Origin of the sequence: Chryseobacterium soldanellicola, assembly GCF_900100115.1 — a bacterium.
Taxonomy (GTDB): domain Bacteria; phylum Bacteroidota; class Bacteroidia; order Flavobacteriales; family Weeksellaceae; genus Chryseobacterium; species Chryseobacterium soldanellicola.
Genome location: NZ_FNKL01000002.1, coordinates 960,495 through 975,898, shown reverse-complemented (window position 1 = coordinate 975,898; position 15,404 = coordinate 960,495). Strand labels below are relative to the sequence as shown.

Here is a 15,404-nt window from a genome sequence, read left to right as displayed (position 1 = left end):
GAAGGGACGACTTAACGAAGAATTGGATAAAATCCAATTTAAATTAAAATAAACCGAATTTATAAAAAATGATTAAAAATATTGCTTTTGGAGTATTTCTATTGATTTCAGGCTTCTTTTTTGCTCAAAATACAGCAATGACAAGCCCTGAAGCAAAGGCTTTTGTAACAAAAGTTTCATCTGAAACGAAGGAAATAAAAACTTTACAAAGTGATTTTATCCAAACCAAGAAAATGGATTTTTTGGATAAAAGTATTGTCACTTACGGAAGAATGTCCCTAAAAACGCCAAATATTTTAAGCTGGAAATACACCAAGCCTTATCAGTACAGCATTATATTCAAGGACAATAAAATTTTTATTAACGATCAGGGGAAAAAATCTTCTGTCGATGCAAAAAGCAAAACTTTCGAAAAAATCAATAAATTGATCGTTGGAAGCTCAAACGGGAAAATGTTCAATGATCCTGAATTTTCAGTGAGTTATTTTAAAAACGGAAATTTTAACATTGCAAAATTTACTCCCAAATCTGCTCAGCTACTGAAATACATTAAGCAGATTGAATTGTATTTTCCGAAAAGCCAAACGACAGTTTCTCAGGTCAATATGACGGAAGCTTCGGGAGACACTACCAATATTGTTTTTAAAAACACTAAGATCAATGCGCCCATTCCTGCTTCAGAGTTTTCTTTATAGCCTGATTTTTTTACTGTTTGTTTCGTGTAAAACGTATAAACTCACAGGCGTAAAATCTGTACCAAATTCCGAGCAAACGGTTGAAAATTTATACTTTTCATCCAATGAAGATTATGTTTATAAATGCCAGATGGATATTTATAAAAATCATGTAAGCGGCATTTTAATTATTAAAAAAATCAACGAAAACACTCATCGCGTAGCATTAACTTCTGATTTTGGAAATAAATTAATTGATTTTGAGGTTTCAGGTAATAATTTTAAGTTGAACTATGTGCTTCCGGATTTAGATAAAAAAATTGTTATTAATTTTTTAAAGAATGACTTTCAACAATTGTTAAAACAAAAATATCCTGTAAGCGAAAGTTTTGAAAACGAAAATTCTAAGATCTATCTCTCAAAAGTTGATAAAAAAAGGTATTATCTGTTCTTTAACAAAGAAAATAATTTGTTAAAACATATTATTTATACAAAAAACAACAAAGAGAAAATCGATTTTACTTTTGATGCAAAAAAACATATCTTCGCGGATAGTTTGAGTCTTCAACATAAAGATTTCAAAATCAATATAAAACTATTTCAAATAACCGAAACTGAATAATTTAACATGAAAAAGCTAACTTTTTTACTCATCATCTTGATTTCAAGCCTGTCTTTCGCTCAGGTAACTTTTAGTCCGGGAATCAGGGCAGGTTTAAATCTTGCAAAATTTACCCAATCTGATAATGGCATTTATAACTGGTTTGACGAAGAGCCTGATCCCTATTATTCAAATTATCAAAAAGAGGAAACAGATTTTATAGCAGATTTTTATGTCGGTTTTTTCGGAAACATCAGATTTGCAAAGTTTTACGCCCTTCAGCCTGAACTTAATTATTCCAGACAGGGAAGCAAAATAAAAGTAGCCAATGAAACTTACGAGCCAAAAATCTCGTACCTGTCATTACAGCTTGTCAATAAATTTTATTTCCAGAAATTCAATATTCATGTAGGACCTTCAATTGATTTTGCGTTAGAAGACAACGGATTTAATCCTTCTAATAATGTTGATTTGGGCTTTTTGTTGGGCGTAGGCTATGATATTACCAACAATTTTGGAATTGAAGCAAGAGTAAAAAAAGGAATTGTAGAAGTTGCTTACAGTGGCGATGAAAACAGGACTAATGTTTTGCTTCAGGCGGGAGTTTATTATACTTTTAATACGAAAAAATAATCTATGCAGACCATTCTTACAGACTTTTATACTTTACAATCATACGAAAAGGCAGAAAACGGAAGCTTTATCGCAACTATTTCTTTAAACAAAGATCATGACATTTTTAAAGGCCATTTTCCTGGAAATCCTGTAACTCCAGGAGTTTGTATGATGCAGATTGTAAAAGAACTGACAGAAGAATTTACAGACAGAAAATTATTCTTAAAATCTGCTTCAAATGTGAAATTTATGGCGATCATTAATCCTTTTGAAACGCCTGATCTGAAACTTCAATTAGATATTACTGAAAGCGAAGAAGAAGTGAAAGTAAAAAATACAACTTCTTTTGGCGAGACTATTGCATTAAAAATGTCAGTAAACTATAAAAAATAACATTATGAAACTTATTTTATCATTAATAACAGCTTTCATATTCTTTTTTCAAACTGATCTAGATGCATTGAGATACAGCTATGCAAAAGCAAATGCTTCTAATGCCAATACGCAAGCTTTTATCAATCTTGCCGAAAAACAAACCGGTACTGATCCAGTGACAAACGGTTACCAGGCCGCAGCAAAAATTATGCAGGCAAAAATTGTTAAAGAAAACAGAAAAGCTCTCGTAAAATCCGGCGCGGCAAGTCTTGAAAGTATCATTAAAAATAATCCTAATAATATTGAATTGCGAGTAATACGATTAAGCGTTCAGGAAAATATTCCTAAAATTGTAGGATATCGAGGAAGCATTAAAGATGATAAAGCATTTATCTTAAATAATTACAGCAAACAAAACACTGCAATAAAAGCTTATGTGAAAAAGTTTGCGATGCAGTCTAAAACAATTACAGACGAAGAAAGAGCAACATTAAAATAAAAAAATGACCTTCTCTGAAGTACAAAATGTAATTTCTGAAAAGAAAATCTGTGTTTTAATACCTACTTACAACAACGATAAAACGCTGAAAAGAGTGATTGACGGTGTATTGGACTACACCGAAAATATCATTGTAGTGAATGATGGCTCAACAGATCTTACTTTAAAAATTTTACATGATTATCCTCAAATTGATGTAATTAATTTACCTGAAAATAAAGGGAAGGGAAACGCGCTTACAATAGGTTTCAGAAAGGCAAAAAAACTGGGCTACCATTATGCAATAACGATTGATTCTGACGGACAGCATTATCCGGATGATATTCCTGTGTTTGTTGAAGCTTTGCTTGAGGAAAAACAAGATGTTTTATTAATCGGAAACCGGAATATGTCACAAGACGGTATTCCTAAAAAAAGCAGCTTCGGAAATCGTTTTTCTAATTTTTGGTTTTGGTTTGAAACCGGAATCAAGCTGGAAGACACTCAATCCGGTTACAGATTATATCCTTTGCACAAAATTCCGAAAAAATATTTTACACCAAAATTCGAGTTTGAGATTGAAATTATTGTAAGAACAGCCTGGAGACACGTTCCGGTGAAAAATGTTCCGGTCAAAGTTTTGTATGACCCCGCGGAAAGGGTTTCACATTTCAGGCCATTCAAGGATTTTACGAGGATCAGCATTCTGAATACGATCCTGGTGACGATTACTTTACTTTATATTATTCCGAGAAACTTCGTGAATAATTTCAAAAAAAAAAGCTTTAAAAAGTTCATAAAAGAAGACGTTCTTGAAAGTGACGGAACCAATCGCAATAAAGCATTTTCCATTGCTTTGGGCGTTTTTATAGGATTTTCTCCGTTTTGGGGATTTCATACATTGCTTGTGATATCCTTGTCAGTTCTCTTTAAATTAAATAAAGTTTTGGCTTTTGTGGCTTCCAATGTGAGTTTACCCCCATTTATTCCTTTTATTATTGCGGCTGCATTGTTTTTGGGAGCACCATTTGTACATGGTGACAGCAATATTTTAAGTCAGGACCTTAATTTTGATTTGGTTAAAAATAATCTCCTTCAATATGTGATCGGAAGCGCGATTTTAGCGACCACAATGTCTGTCATTTCAGGAATTGCCACGTTTCTTTTTCTTAATAAAATAAGTCCGGAAAATAATTAATTTTAAACTTTTTTAATTAATATAAGATTTAACCAGAAGTCTTTTAATAAAAAAACTGCAAAGCCTATCGACCTTGCAGTAATTAATTATAGTAATATTTTATTATTTCTTCGTTATTTTCTGAGAATAGTTTTTACCGTTTTTATCTGTAACAACTAAAACATAATTCCCTGAATTTAATTCTTTAACTGAAATTGAGCTTCTTTCAATTTTTGCCTGTAAAACCATTCTGCCGCTCATTTCATATACTTTTGCGACTACCGGAATAAAGTCATTTGTGGTTTTAAAATTGATGATATCCTGCGTAGGGTTTGGATAAACCGTGAATGTTTCCTGAGTAGCCTGAACATCTTTCGTATTTAGGAATGACCCTTCTACAACGTTTAATGTAGTGTTTGCGGTTACATTATTAATTACATCAACAATTCCTGAAGGCCATTTTACGACAACTTTTGTAATGGCCGTAGCCTGGCCGATGCCGAAATGAGCATTCAATGTATTCATATTTCCGAATCCTGTTCCGCTCTGTATATCACGGATTTGTTTTCCCCATGCGCCATAGATTTCTACTCTGGCTCCGATCCCGTTTCTGTTGCTTTGTATTCCTTTCAGGGTTACTTTCAGCCATTTATTTGTATTTCCGGAATTAATCATCACGTTATTGCCATTCTGAATATCCAAAAATCCATCGTTATTCAAATCTCCGACAGGTCGGTCGTAATAATCAATATTATAAGGGTTTGAGTTCGGAACAAATGTGAAATCTCCATTTCCGAACATGATTGTATTTCCTGCGCCTAAAACATCCAAAAACCCGTCATTATCAAAATCATAAGCAACATATTCCCTGCTCAAAGCATTTGTCGTATCATAACCAGAACCTACCGATTTATCAGTAAATGTTCCGTCTCCGTTATTCTTCATCACTTTACTCAGTCCGTTGGTTGTGGAATTAATTCCTACCACCGCATCCATCCATCCGTCATTATTAAAATCCCCCCACGCAGAAGACCATGTTTGCGTAGGATTGGCCATGTTTGCAGTAAGCGCTACGTTTGTAAAGGTCCCGTTTCCGTTATTTCTGTGCAGTTCGTCAATATTTCCGCCGGGGCCTGAACCTCCGCCGCTACATTTTGCGATATAAAGATCCATATCTCCGTCGTTATCATAATCGATCCAGATAGAGCCGTAATTTCCACCGGAAGGGAAATCTCCCAATCCTCCCTGATGATGATTCATATTCGTTCCGTCATTTAAATAATATCTGTTCGGAGCATTATCATCACAAATAAAGGCGTCTAATTTCCCATCATTGTTAATATCTATAAAATTGGTTCTCTGAACTAAAAAGGATTGTGGCTTTCTGTCTGAAGTATAAGCCGTTCCGTCTGAATTTGCCTTTAAAAAAGCAATTCCGCTTCCCGAGCCATACACAAGATCATTATAGCCGTTATTATCATAATCTCCTGCAGCAATGCTCCAGGACGGAGTTATCGAAGTCGTAGGAACCGTATAAGTGGTACTGGTAAATCCACCGCCGGCCTGTTGATAAGAAATCATAATTTGAGTAGGACTTATCACGGAAACAACATCATCAAGATAATCCCCATTCATATCCACAACACAATTGTTAAAAGATCCTGTTGCTGTTATCGGCTGTGGAGTGAAAGACAGACGATCCGGCACAACAACGACTTCAGAAAGGGTAATATTAAACCCTAAGGAAGAATATTTATTATCAAAAACAATATAATAAGTCGTTCCGGCCACTGCATTAAAAGTAACCTGAGAGAAATTCCCTGCAAAATCGTCATTGGCAGTCAGGCAATTTAATGCTGTACAGCTTCCTGTAAATACAATCAATCGTGTATCTGCATTTTGCCCGGCAGCTGAAGTGGCAACTCTGATCGTTGTGTTCTGCGTGGCCGTGTATTTATACCATAAGCCTTTTGATCCGGATAAACCTAATGAACAGGCCGTTGCCGGCGCATCGCCTGTAACAGCAGGAGCAGTGACTGTTCCCAAACTGAGGGGAACTGCTGTGGCACATGTAAGCTGTGCAATTGCCCATGTGCTATTCAATAGTAAAACAAAAAAGGGTAATATTTTTTTCATGAGTTATACGTTTGTTATTATTAATTTTTATGGACAAGTCTGGTTTAACGAAGAAATCCACTGCTTTAAAAGCTCAACCCCTTCATCATGAACAATCGTTCTGCCCAGTAAAGGCATTCTGTTGTTTTCATTGGTAGAGCTCAGTCTGAAATGCATCACAGATTTGTTTGGATTCCCAGGCGTGATAATTCTTTCCAATGACGGATCTATAGGCTCATCTGCCAGTATGCAGACTCCCAATTTTGCCAGGTTTGTTGTCTGGCTGAAGCTTAACCGTATTGCCCGGTAATCGCAGCGGGCATTATCCTGATGGCAATGTGCACAGTTTATATCAAGATAAGAGCGCAAACGGATATCCAAAGGCTTGCTTGTATCCTTATAATTTACCGTGGAAACTATATTGGAAGGATAACTTTGAAGATAACCTTCATCCACCAGTTTCTGCAGCTGATTTTTCAGTCCGTTGGGATAATTGTATGACACGTTAAGATTTTGGGGTTTTACACCAATCGGAACAGGCTTGTTATCTAATTTATGACAGGCATAACATTCTGTTTCAGAAGGGATTCTGTAATCAGTTGTGATAATATCGCCATTGTCTTTTTTAAATGTAATATTTTTAGAGCTGCCGCTTGTGAAATCTGTTCCGGTAACTAAATTCGCTTCTGTCTGATCATCATTCCATAAATATTCCGCAAAAATCCATCCGGTTGATTTTCTTATCATCAATCGGGTTTCAAGTATTTTGGTCGTATTATTAGGCTGTATTGTATTGTAATAGAAACTTTTTATTAAAACAGTTCCTACAGGGAAATTCAGTGTTTTATCATCAGCGTCAAAAGTGGCTTTTGTGCCTTGTGGCATCCAGATAAATCTTTTTTTCAGGGCATAATCGGTGAAAAGCGAACTTGCAGGCTCATAAGGGATTACTTTGCTTGATGGATTTAGGTTTTTAAGTTCCCCCGTAAAAAAAGCATACGTAGATAATTTAGCATAAGGAACCGCATTAATATCAAAATTTACAAAAGAACTTTCGACTTCCACACCTTCAATTCTCCCATCATCTTTACAAGAGAATATTATCAATAAAAATACAAAAGATAAGAAATAGAATTTTCTCATTCGTTTCATGGTTTTAAGGGAACGAATATAAATAATAAAACCATTAAGGACCAAACATTTTTACACTAAAAAAGCAAAAACAGTTAAAATAATAAAATAAAACAGTCAAAACAAAATAAATAAATCAATGAAAACGCTCCAATCACCTTCAAAATCGCAAACAGAATTTCCCAGCAAAACTCAATGAAATATATTTTAATTATTTTAAAATAAACTGCACCAAATCTTTCAGAAATTCCTCATCCACATTTCCTTTTATCTCATAATCTTTTGGAGAAGGCTGCTCGGTTCCTTTAATAAATAGATGATTTAAAGAAGGATAGAATTTAAATGCAGCAGCTTTGTTATTTTTTAACTGATTTTTCCAAAGCGCAAAATCTTTTTCCGTTACCTGATAATCTCTTCCGCCTTGTGCAAAAAACATGGGACTTTTGATAGACTTAACAGCTTCAAGAGGCTTATAATCAATTAAATACTTCCAATAAGAAGCAGATAATCCCAGTGGAAGCTCAGATTTTGGAGAATCTAAATTAAATTTTTTCGATTGTAAAAAATCAACTTGCTTTTTCATATTCTGAAGCTCTTCATTTGAGATTTTTGTCGGATCAATGGTATGAATATAATTAAACTGATCAACAATAACATCCTGCAGCGGTCTTGCATTTCCCGCCATGAAAATGTATTTTGAAACCTGGGCTTTTTCTGCAATCTTCGGCATCAGATAAGCACCTTGGCTGTGTCCCAAAACAGTAATCTGATATTCTTTAAATTGTTCATTATTCTTAAAATAATTCGCCACATTTACAGCATCATTGATTGTTTCCTGTTCGGCTGTCGATTCATCATTAAAAGTTTCAGGATTAGAATAGGTTCTTTTGTCGTATCTGTAAGAAGAAATTCCGTTGCTCAAAAGATATTCCGCGATGTCTTTAAAAGGTTTATTTTCCCCGATAGTTTCATCCCGGTCTTGCGGTCCCGAACCATGAACAAAAATGACTAATTTCTTTTGATCATTTTGTTTCGGCTGTAAAAGTGTTCCTTTTAATTCAATATCATCGCTTTTTATTTTTAAAGCCGTTTTATCATCTGCCTTATCGAATATTTTGTGCGGAACAAAGAAAAATCCAATAATTTTATTTTCTCCACTGAAAGTAATCTGAATATCTAATTTTGATTTTTCAAACTCAGAATAGTAATAATAAGAATCATTCTCATTATTGATTTCAAGAATATTTTTAAGCTTTCCCAACTGACCTTCAAGCTGTTCCGGAAGTAATTTTAATTCTCCAACAGGAACCTGCGCAGCAACAGAAGCATCAAAAAAAGTGTGAGCTTTTTCAGCATTTTTGTCAATCAACAACGTTTTAATAAATTGACTTCCAATATCTTTTCTTTCTTGAGCAAATAAAAATAATGATGCTAAAATCAAAAATAAGTTTAAAATTTTCTTCATATTAATTTTTCAATTTTTTATTAGTTTTCTTTACATATTTTTCAACATTCTCTTTATCCGGAACCGTTGTAATTTCCTTTGTCAATGCTTTTTCAAATTCTGTTTTTGCCTTTGAATAATTTTTTTTATTGAAATAATATTTCCCGGCTTGATAATAAACCAGCCAAAAATCAGGATTTAAAGATTGATAATGAACGATAAATTCATCAGAAAGTGTTTTTTCTTTATCATCAATAGCATTTTCAATTTGAGAACTTAATTTTTTATATTCTTCATAATTTTTGAAATCCTGTGAATCTATAAAAGTATCTTTAGAAATATTCAATTCAGATGTTGCAAATTTTCCGCTTTTTAATCTTTTACCGGAAAAAATTTCGCTTAAGTCATAACAAACAAATTCTCCCAATTGATAAGGATTTGAAGACACCCAAACCAGCTTTTTCTGAGGTGAAAAAATTACTGCATGATGCGCCAAAAGCTGATTAATTGCCTTTTCGTTTCCATATCCAATTTTTTCATCTTTCAACCCGGATTTATCTCTTAAAATTGAAGCTATTTTTTCAGGAGTCAGTTTTTTATTTTCATGCAAAAGTTCCTGAAGCTTTTCATAACGGTACTCAGAATGACTTTCTATAATATGCTTCTGATTTCTTTTATCATCTTTATAAGCATCTGACTGAAAATGATTTGTACAAAAAACCCTGCTTGAATTCTGAACCCTGTAAACCCCAAAATTATCAGGCGAAACCTCAATAATTACTGCATTTTTATCGTTGCCGCTTCCAACCAAAATTGATTCCGAAACGAAAACTTTTCTCTTTTTAGCAATCGCAATCGCCTCATCAATCGTTCTTGCATATTGTAGAATTTCCCGTGTCACCAAAGAAATCGGAGTTTTTGCCGTCAACGGAATTTTAGATTTTCCTGCATTGATCGTTACTGTAATTCCTTCTTTATTCATCCCGGAAACCACGCCGATCATTCCGGGCCAACTTACTGACATATAAGGAATTCCCTGTTCCGGTTCGACAAATTCCACTAATTTATTTTTCGCAAATTCATCACCAACATAAAAATCAAAATTTCTTCCGATCAAAAGATCGCCGTCTTCGGTATTCTCGTTCCAGACAGCGAGAGAAGTGCAGCCAACCATCGCCAGATCCTGCATCGCATGACCAATATCGTGGGCTCCGTGAAGGTATAAGCTTCGCAAATATTTCGGCGCAATAAAGTTGTATTTATCCGATGAATATTGAGATAATCCGTACAATTCAGCCTGATAATCTTCTCTTACATTGAGATACATTTTCCGGTTGTACCATTTTAAAAAACCTCTTAAAAGATTTTGCTTAAACTTCGAGGGAACAAAACCTTCTACTTTTGAAAAGAAAATATCTTCCTGCTTCTGCATCAAATCCTGAGTCAAAGCTCCATTATTGTAGCCCAATTGCAAAGGATTTCCTTTAATATAAAGCTCCCAAAGCCGCTGCTTATTTTTGGTTAAATAATTTTGATTAAAGCTAAAAGTTGAGTCATTAATTTTATTGACTTTCGGTATTTCTAGTGAATATTGTTTTACCTCAGGAACGTGTTTTATTGATTTTCTGACACCGCAGGATGTGAGACTAAGAAGTATAAACACAGCTAAAAGCTTCCCGATGTCATTTCGACGGAAGGAGAAATCTATTCCAAATTGTTTAGATTCTTCACTCCACTTCGTTTCGTTCTGAATGACAGACTGCTTGCTACTTCTATTCATTTTTATTCTTATTAATCATTTGTGTCAATCGTTCATCAATACGTTCTTTTCCTAAAATTTCAGCACATGTATTGAAAGCCCCGATCGTGCAACCCAAAATCCCGTGCATATTAACAGATTGGCCTGTCAGAAAGAGATTGTCAATTTTTGTCCGCGGAGAAACCATAGTTTTCAACGGATTTTCCGAACTCTTGATGTAACCATACATATTTCCGTCAAAGCTTCCGATATAATCACGGTAAGACAGCGGAGAAGAAGTATAAATATTTTTAATCGAATCTCTCAAATTCGGGAATTTATTTTCTAAAGCATCAATCATTTTTTCTGCTTTTTCCTGCTTGAATTTTTCATATTGTTCTCCCCTCTCATTTTCTTCTGCAACAGTGTTGAATGTATTTTGCCATTTTTTGACCTCGTCAAAATCCATGTAGGAAATTGCGGTTAAGCTTTCGGCAAATTCAGGATGATGCTTTGAAGCTGTAGAAGAAAGCATATATGTTTCCGGCCAGAGATTTTTGTCGTACCGATAAGCATTCCAGACCAATTCTTCTGAAGAATAATGGTAAATATTATAATTAAAATTCGGGATTGAATGAGATTTTAAGACCAGATAAACACTGAAGCATGATGAAACAGGCTCCCAGCTTAAAATCCGGTTTAAAAATGATTTTTTCAATCTTTCTTCACCAATTAATTGAATTAATGAACGAATTTCTATATTTGATATAATTTTTTTTGCTAAATATTCTTTCCCTGATTTTGTTTTTGCGCCAATGAGAATATTATTTTCATTGAAAATCATTTCAGAAACTTCGGAATGCTTGTGAACTTCTGCGCCATATTCTCTTAATTTTTTAATTAATAATTTTGAGATCTGGCTTCCTCCTTTCACACATTTATAAGCGCTTTGAATGTAAGAATTTACTGTCAACGCATGAACATAAAATGGAATATTTTCCGAATCTCCTGCGTACAGGAAATTCGACCCCAACAAAACCGACTGTAATTTTTTATCCGAAGTAATCGATTCAATGAATCTTTTTGTATTTAAATGCAGAATTTCTTCATTATAATTATCCTTCCCGACAACATTATACCTTGGAAAATGATTGCAAACCCGTTGAATTTCTTCACAATAATTTTCAAGATTTTCTCTTTCTTCAGGAAAATATTTTGACAGCTGCTCAACAAAATTCTCGTAACCCTGAGCGTGGGGATATTCGATTTCATCACCTTCAAAAGTGATTTTGTCATAGCCGTTTTCATTCATTTTATGAAGTTCGAGATCGTCTATGATTTCTAAATAAGAAAAGAATTGATGAAGATTTTGCCCTTTTGAAAGCCCACCCAAATAATGAACTCCGGTATCGAAAATCAATTTATCACGGGAAAATGTCTGTAAATTACCGCCATATTGATTATTTTTCTCCAAAACACAGACTTTCAGGCCTTCTTTCGCCAAAATGAGGGCCGAAACAAGACCTCCCAATCCGCTACCGATAACCAATATGTCGTATGTTTTTTTCAAGGAGATTAATTTTTATCAGCTTTGTCAAGTTTTTGAATCTTAACAAGACTTTTTAACGTTGAATTGTTTGCAGCCCGACTTGAGCGGAAATCCTTTTTTTTGCTTGGGAAAGATTGGGCAAAAAAGATTGGGAGCGGAAGGCGGAAAAGCTGCCCTAAAAATATTGAAAATTAATCAATATCGTCCCAAAAATCAAAGTAATTGAACCATTGAAGAGGATATTTTTTAATCATGGACTCTAAATTTTGGGCGTAAGAGTGCAAAAGGCCCTGTGCATCGCGCTTTTTCACCTGTTGGGCAACTCTTGCATATAAATGATAATGAAGATTTTTTTCCTTCATCACGTACACATACACCACGGGAACGCCCAATCTGGACGCAATCAGGAAAGGACCGGCCGGAAATTTCGCACTTTTTCCCAGCAAATCAGCTTCAAGGAATTTCGAGCCTTCAAAATAACGATCGCCTGTAAAGCAGATCAATTCATTTTTTGATAACGCTTCATTGATGTCGAAAATATGCGACATATCTTCTTTCACGTAAATAAATTTGATGTTGCTTTTTTTAACGGTAACACTTTCAAGATATTCTTTAATGACTGTAACTTCCTGATCTGTTGTGACTAAATTAATCTGACAGTCAAAATCAATATCCGCGAAAAAATGTTCTGCGATTTCAAAATTACCGATGTGCGCACTGATTAAAACTCCGCCTTTTTTCTCGTTTAAAAGATTTTTGAGGTTTTCAACGCCGTCAAACTCGTATGTAAATTTTTCTCTTAATCCAGCAGAAATAGCTGTTTTATCAATCAAAACCTTCCCGAAAGTGAAATAACTTTTAAATAATGAAATTTTTGTTTTCCAATATCCGTAATTAAGCCTTTGTTGAAAATAATAAGTGTAGTATTTGTTGCTGTTTTTTTCGAACAAAAAGTAATAGGCAGCCACAAAATAAAGAACGACATACGAACTTCGGATTCCGATATTTCTAATGCACCAGACGAAAATTCTGTACCCCAGAATCGTCCCTTTAGATTTACCTTTCCACTTGTTCATAATTTCAATTTAACAATGTATCAGTCTAATAATGTAACAATAATTTAAACATCGGTAAACTGGTAGATCGTTATATTTTAAAGTAAAATTTCAATCAATAATTAAGCGTTTTTCTCAGTGATTTTGTTCTCAATTGTAGTATAAAAATCATCAAATGTGATCATTTGCTTGAAATCGGCTTCACCTAATTTTACGCCGAAATTAGATTCGATCACAACGACCATATCAATATAATCAAGACTGTCTAAGCCTAACGTTTTTTTAAAGTTTGCTTCATTACTGATTTCATCGCCGTCTACCTCGAATTCATTTACTAAAAAATCATTCACGATGGCAATAATTTTTTCCCTTTCCATGTTTTTAATCAAATTTTTTAACTATTAATGCAGAATTTGTTCCCCCAAATCCAAAAGAATTTGACAAAAATACGTCAATTTTTTGACTTTTTGTTTCAGCAATTAAATTTATCCTTTTTGCCTCATCGTCAGGGTTTTCCAGATTGATATTCGGAGCAACGAAATCATTTTGCATCATCAGAATCGAGTAGATAACTTCACTAGCGCCTGCCATCCAGCATTCATGGCCGGTCATTGATTTTGTAGAGCTTACCGGAACTTCACTTCCGAAAATCTCATAAATCGCCTTGGCTTCATTTGCATCACCAAGTGGCGTGGAAGTCGCATGAGCATTGATATAATCGATATCTTTTGGGTTTAATCCCGATTGTTTTAAGGCTCTGTCCATCGCTAAAGCCGGTCCGTCAACATTTGGAGTTGAAATATGACCGCCGTTCGATGAAAAACCGTAACCTATAATTTCGCCTAAAATTTGAGCACCTCTTTTTTGGGCAGATTCTAAACTTTCTACAATTAAAGTTGCTGCTCCACCGCTGGGAATCAGTCCGTCTCTGTCTTTATCAAAAGGTCTTGAGGCTTTTGCAGGCTCATCTTCTCTTACCGAAAAAACACCTAACCCGTCAAAGCTTGCCATTGAATATTTATTGGTTTCCTGAGCGCCTCCACAGATAATCATATCTTGTAACCCGCTCTTAATCATCATATAAGCTAATCCTAGCGAATGAGATCCACTGGCACAAGCTGCGCTGATGGTCAAATTAATTCCTCTTAATTTAAATATCGTGGATAGGTTCATCGTGACCGTTGAGTTCATTGATTTGAAAATCGCTCCTGAACCCATTAAAGTCGTATCTTTTTTCTCTCTTGCAATGTCGATCGATTCTACAACTGCCCGAGAAACACTATCATTACCGTATAAAATCCCAACTTCATTGTGATCTAAAAAATCCTGATCTACTTTTGCCTGCTTTAATGCATCGATGGTCGCCAGATAAGCGTATTCACTTTCTTCGCCCATACTTATGCGCTGCCTTCTGCTTAAAAGACTTTTCAGATCCGGTTTTGGAACAACGCCCGTAAGGCCTGATCTGAAACCAAATTCTTTTCTTTCATCCACTAAAACAATGCCGGATTTTCCCTTGTAAAGCGATTCTTTAACCTCATCTAAAGAAATCCCAATACAGGAATAAATTCCCATTCCGGTAATTACAACCCTGTTTTCCATTTTTATAAATTTAACAATGTATCAGTTTAACAATGTAACAATAATTGATACACTGGTAAATTGCTACATTGCTACATTATTTTATTATTTATGAATAAATTCCGCCGTTAATATTGATGACCTCACCTGTAATATACGAAGATTTTCTCGAAGCCAAGAATGCAACAAGATCCGCAACTTCCTCAGCTTCACCAAATCGGTTGGCAGGAATCATTGCTTTCAGTTCGTTTTCATTAAAATCCTGTGTCATATCTGTCCTGATAAAACCCGGAGCGACCGCATTTACAGTAATATTTCTTTTGGCAACTTCCTGAGCAAGAGCTTTTGTAGCTCCCACCAAAGCGCCTTTTGCGGCAGAATAATTAGTTTGCCCGGCCGTTCCTTTTACTCCGGAAACAGAAACCATATTGATGATTCTGCCGTATTTATTACGCAACAATTTCTGAATAAAGAAATTTGTCACGTTGAAAAATCCATTTAAACTTGTGTTAATCACAGAGTTCCAGTCTTCGCTCTGCATCCACATGAATAATCCGTCTCTTGTAATTCCGGCATTGTTAACGATCACCTCAACTACTGAATCCGCGTTTTTTTCCTGCCATTCTCCTAAAACTTTTAAAGTTTCTTCCGCATTTCCTACATCGAATTTCAGAATTTCTCCTGTAGATCCCAATTCTTCTATTTTAGCTAACGTTTCCTTTGCTGCAGCCTCATTTGAGGTGAAGTTGATTAAAATATGATAGTTTTTTTCTTCTGCCAGTTTTATACAGATTGCTCTTCCTATTCCTCTGGAGCCTCCTGTTACAATTGCACATTTCATTGGTTGTTGCTTTTACCGGATTATGGTTTT

At 34.8% G+C, this 15,404-nt stretch carries 15 protein-coding genes; 6 read left to right on the top strand and 9 right to left on the bottom strand.

What is annotated here, in order from left to right; translation table 11 throughout:
- The first annotated feature begins 68 nt into the window (after positions 1 to 68).
- The 6 genes from BLT04_RS09285 to BLT04_RS09260 are packed head-to-tail and all read left to right on the top strand — an operon-like array spanning position 69 to position 3,941.
- Positions 69 to 695, top strand: coding sequence for a flexirubin biosynthesis/transport protein LolA2 (locus tag BLT04_RS09285; protein WP_089755491.1), 627 nt, complete (start codon positions 69 to 71; stop codon positions 693 to 695).
- Positions 661 to 1,296 carry a flexirubin biosynthesis protein LolB2 gene (locus BLT04_RS09280; protein ID WP_089755490.1) on the top strand — a complete coding sequence of 212 codons (636 nt, stop codon included), beginning with the start codon at positions 661 to 663 and terminating at the stop codon, positions 1,294 to 1,296. Before BLT04_RS09285 ends, BLT04_RS09280 begins: the two co-directional genes overlap by 35 nt.
- 6 nt (positions 1,297 to 1,302) lie before the next feature.
- Positions 1,303 to 1,908, top strand: coding sequence for an outer membrane beta-barrel protein (locus BLT04_RS09275; protein ID WP_089755489.1), 606 nt, complete (start codon positions 1,303 to 1,305; stop codon positions 1,906 to 1,908).
- A gap of 3 nt (positions 1,909 to 1,911) precedes the next feature.
- On the top strand, positions 1,912 to 2,283 hold the full coding sequence (locus BLT04_RS09270; RefSeq protein ID WP_089755488.1) for a 3-hydroxyacyl-ACP dehydratase: 372 nt from the start codon (positions 1,912 to 1,914) through the stop codon (positions 2,281 to 2,283).
- 4 nt (positions 2,284 to 2,287) lie between these two features.
- The gene (locus tag BLT04_RS09265) at positions 2,288 to 2,764 is read left to right on the top strand and encodes a hypothetical protein (protein WP_089755487.1); all 477 of its coding nucleotides are present in this window, start codon (positions 2,288 to 2,290) and stop codon (positions 2,762 to 2,764) included.
- A gap of 4 nt (positions 2,765 to 2,768) precedes the next feature.
- A complete protein-coding gene (locus BLT04_RS09260) occupies positions 2,769 to 3,941 on the top strand; it encodes a DUF2062 domain-containing protein (RefSeq protein ID WP_089755486.1) in 1,173 nt (390 codons plus the stop codon).
- 102 nt (positions 3,942 to 4,043) lie between these two features.
- On the opposite strand, the gene BLT04_RS09255 is transcribed toward BLT04_RS09260, so the two are convergent.
- The 9 genes from BLT04_RS09255 to fabG form a co-directional block, all read right to left on the bottom strand.
- A complete protein-coding gene (locus BLT04_RS09255) occupies positions 4,044 to 6,056 on the bottom strand; it encodes an FG-GAP-like repeat-containing protein (protein WP_089755485.1) in 2,013 nt (670 codons plus the stop codon).
- 27 nt (positions 6,057 to 6,083) lie between these two features.
- A complete protein-coding gene (locus BLT04_RS09250; protein ID WP_089755484.1) occupies positions 6,084 to 7,178 on the bottom strand; it encodes a hypothetical protein in 1,095 nt (364 codons plus the stop codon).
- 199 nt (positions 7,179 to 7,377) lie between these two features.
- Positions 7,378 to 8,631: an alpha/beta hydrolase gene (locus BLT04_RS09245; RefSeq protein ID WP_228421924.1), complete on the bottom strand. Its 1,254-nt coding sequence runs from the start codon at positions 8,629 to 8,631 to the stop codon at positions 7,378 to 7,380.
- A gap of 1 nt (position 8,632) precedes the next feature.
- A complete protein-coding gene (locus BLT04_RS09240; RefSeq protein WP_089755482.1) occupies positions 8,633 to 10,390 on the bottom strand; it encodes a C45 family autoproteolytic acyltransferase/hydolase in 1,758 nt (585 codons plus the stop codon).
- A complete protein-coding gene (locus BLT04_RS09235) occupies positions 10,383 to 11,918 on the bottom strand; it encodes a phytoene desaturase family protein (RefSeq protein ID WP_089755481.1) in 1,536 nt (511 codons plus the stop codon). The genes BLT04_RS09240 and BLT04_RS09235 overlap by 8 nt, the downstream gene beginning before the upstream one ends.
- Before the next feature lie 170 nt (positions 11,919 to 12,088).
- Positions 12,089 to 12,973, bottom strand: coding sequence for an LpxL/LpxP family acyltransferase (locus tag BLT04_RS09230; protein WP_089755480.1), 885 nt, complete (start codon positions 12,971 to 12,973; stop codon positions 12,089 to 12,091).
- Between the two features lie 101 nt (positions 12,974 to 13,074).
- Positions 13,075 to 13,329, bottom strand: a complete 255-nt coding sequence (locus BLT04_RS09225) for an acyl carrier protein (protein WP_089755571.1) — start codon at positions 13,327 to 13,329, stop codon at positions 13,075 to 13,077.
- A gap of 4 nt (positions 13,330 to 13,333) precedes the next feature.
- A complete protein-coding gene (locus BLT04_RS09220; protein WP_089755479.1) occupies positions 13,334 to 14,554 on the bottom strand; it encodes a beta-ketoacyl-[acyl-carrier-protein] synthase family protein in 1,221 nt (406 codons plus the stop codon).
- 88 nt (positions 14,555 to 14,642) lie between these two features.
- Positions 14,643 to 15,374 carry a flexirubin biosynthesis SDR family reductase FlxB gene (gene fabG, locus BLT04_RS09215; RefSeq protein ID WP_089755478.1) on the bottom strand — a complete coding sequence of 244 codons (732 nt, stop codon included), beginning with the start codon at positions 15,372 to 15,374 and terminating at the stop codon, positions 14,643 to 14,645.
- Positions 15,375 to 15,404: the final 30 nt, after the last annotated feature.

What these genes read in the sequence shown, in the direction of transcription:
- BLT04_RS09285 (WP_089755491.1), top strand. Translation starts at nt 69, where the DNA reads ATGATTAAAAATATTGCTTTTGGAGTATTTCTATTGATTTCAGGCTTC.
- BLT04_RS09280 (WP_089755490.1), top strand. Translation starts at nt 661, where the DNA reads ATGCGCCCATTCCTGCTTCAGAGTTTTCTTTATAGCCTGATTTTTTTA.
- BLT04_RS09275 (WP_089755489.1), top strand. Translation starts at nt 1,303, where the DNA reads ATGAAAAAGCTAACTTTTTTACTCATCATCTTGATTTCAAGCCTGTCT.
- BLT04_RS09270 (WP_089755488.1), top strand. Translation starts at nt 1,912, where the DNA reads ATGCAGACCATTCTTACAGACTTTTATACTTTACAATCATACGAAAAG.
- BLT04_RS09265 (WP_089755487.1), top strand. Translation starts at nt 2,288, where the DNA reads ATGAAACTTATTTTATCATTAATAACAGCTTTCATATTCTTTTTTCAA.
- BLT04_RS09260 (WP_089755486.1), top strand. Translation starts at nt 2,769, where the DNA reads ATGACCTTCTCTGAAGTACAAAATGTAATTTCTGAAAAGAAAATCTGT.
- BLT04_RS09255 (WP_089755485.1), bottom strand. Translation starts at nt 6,056, where the DNA reads ATGAAAAAAATATTACCCTTTTTTGTTTTACTATTGAATAGCACATGG.
- BLT04_RS09250 (WP_089755484.1), bottom strand. Translation starts at nt 7,178, where the DNA reads ATGAGAAAATTCTATTTCTTATCTTTTGTATTTTTATTGATAATATTC.
- BLT04_RS09245 (WP_228421924.1), bottom strand. Translation starts at nt 8,631, where the DNA reads ATGAAGAAAATTTTAAACTTATTTTTGATTTTAGCATCATTATTTTTA.
- BLT04_RS09240 (WP_089755482.1), bottom strand. Translation starts at nt 10,390, where the DNA reads ATGAATAGAAGTAGCAAGCAGTCTGTCATTCAGAACGAAACGAAGTGG.
- BLT04_RS09230 (WP_089755480.1), bottom strand. Translation starts at nt 12,973, where the DNA reads ATGAACAAGTGGAAAGGTAAATCTAAAGGGACGATTCTGGGGTACAGA.
- BLT04_RS09225 (WP_089755571.1), bottom strand. Translation starts at nt 13,329, where the DNA reads ATGGAAAGGGAAAAAATTATTGCCATCGTGAATGATTTTTTAGTAAAT.
- BLT04_RS09220 (WP_089755479.1), bottom strand. Translation starts at nt 14,554, where the DNA reads ATGGAAAACAGGGTTGTAATTACCGGAATGGGAATTTATTCCTGTATT.
- fabG (WP_089755478.1), bottom strand. Translation starts at nt 15,374, where the DNA reads ATGAAATGTGCAATTGTAACAGGAGGCTCCAGAGGAATAGGAAGAGCA.